Annotated in this window: 1 protein-coding gene and 1 pseudogene; one reads left to right on the top strand and one right to left on the bottom strand. The window is 40.7% G+C overall.

Annotation, left to right across the window (positions count from 1 at the left end):
• Positions 1 to 489, bottom strand: a pseudogene (locus tag HMPREF9074_RS11570) (LPS-assembly protein LptD); the annotation flags it as partial.
• A gap of 312 nt (positions 490 to 801) precedes the next feature.
• On the opposite strand from HMPREF9074_RS11570, the gene der reads away from it, so the two are divergent.
• A partial coding sequence (gene der, locus HMPREF9074_RS11565) for a ribosome biogenesis GTPase Der (protein ID WP_034541067.1) occupies positions 802 to 1,603 on the top strand: 802 nt, incomplete at its 3' end.

Genomic DNA, 1,603 nt, shown 5'->3' with positions numbered 1-1,603 from the left:
AACATCACTACCCTGCTTAAATACAGGGTGCTGGCTATACTCGCCAAGACTGTCTTTTAGTCGCCCAGCATATACTTCACCTTTTTGAAAGTTGATAACATCTATCCCTGCAGTAATATCAATATCAGTATATTGCACATTGGTTTCGTTGTGCAAGATGATTTCGTGGGTGGCTTTGTTGAAGACGATACTATCTTTAGCCTTGTATTTTACCACATCTTCTAAAGCCCCTTTAGGTTTTTTGATAGTGTCTTTTTTCTTGAGGGTATCGGCCTTAGCTTTAGGCTTTTGAGGTTTGGGTCGCCTGCCGCGTAGTTGGACAGGCAACTTAGGTGTTAAGCTATCTTTTTTGAGAGTGTCGGCTATAGAAAAAGGATATTCATACTGAAAACCGCCTTTTCTAAAGGCAAAAGTTTCAGCGTACCAAAAGCAAGAAGTGATTACTAATAAGCTAATAATGAATGTTATGGTGCGTTTATACTGTTGCAAAGTCTTTTCTGATTAGATGTATTTTGAGGGCTCAAAAGTACGACTTTTTTTTGAATTGAGAGTTATTTTTAGGGATTTTTTGAATGACAAGCTGGGAAGGCTGGGAGGTATAGAGAGGCTGAGAAGGCTGTGAGTAGGATATTTTTATGGGTTAGGGTGGTTTAATAGACGCTTATCCTTCGGTGTTCGTATAGTGTTCGTATAGTGTAAGTATATCTAAAGTAAAGGGAAGGACTAAAAGAAATATTTTCTGCTGTGGTCATTTGTCATTTGATAATTATTTACTATCTTTGCAAAAATAAATTAACTAATATGAGTGCTATTGTAGCAATAGTGGGGCGCCCTAATGTAGGTAAGTCGACCTTTTTTAATCGTTTGATAAAACGCCGTGAGGCGATAGTTGATGCCGTAAGCGGCGTAACCCGTGACCGCCATTATGGCAAAACGGATTGGAATGGTGTGGAGTTTTCGGTTATCGATACAGGAGGGTATTTGGCCGGTGGCGATGATACCTTTCAGAAAGAAATTGATAAACAAGTAAATCTGGCTATTGACGAAGCTGATGCTATCATCTTTATGGTGAATGTAGAAGACGGTTTGACCGGTATGGACGAATCGGTAGCTGCCCTATTGCGCAAAAGTAAAAAGCCTGTTTTTGTGGTAGTTAATAAGGTGGATAGCAATAACCGCCGCGATGATGCCCACGAGTTTTACGCCTTAGGATTTGAGCATTTGTTTTCTATATCGAGCATTAATGGTAGTGGTACCGGCGACTTGTTAGACGAGCTAGTGAAAAACTTACCTGAAAAAGAACAGAAGGAGGAAGAAAATCTGCCACGCTTTGCTGTAGTGGGGAGACCTAATGCGGGAAAATCGTCATTTATTAATGCTCTTATAGGCGAAGACCGCTATATAGTGACCGATATAGCAGGGACTACTCGCGATGCTATTGATACGAGATACAACCGCTTTGGTTTTGAGTTTAACTTGGTTGATACGGCTGGTATTCGCCGTAAATCGAAGGTTAAAGAAGACCTTGAGTTTTACTCAGTGATGCGCTCTATTCGCGCTATTGAGCACTCTGATGTGTGTATACTGATGCTCGATGCGACAC

The organism is Capnocytophaga sp. oral taxon 329 str. F0087, from assembly GCF_000213295.2.
Classification (GTDB): Bacteria; Bacteroidota; Bacteroidia; order Flavobacteriales; family Flavobacteriaceae; genus Capnocytophaga; species Capnocytophaga leadbetteri_A.
The sequence above is the reverse complement of the archived record's forward strand: the minus strand, read 5'-3'. Positions and strand labels throughout refer to the sequence as shown.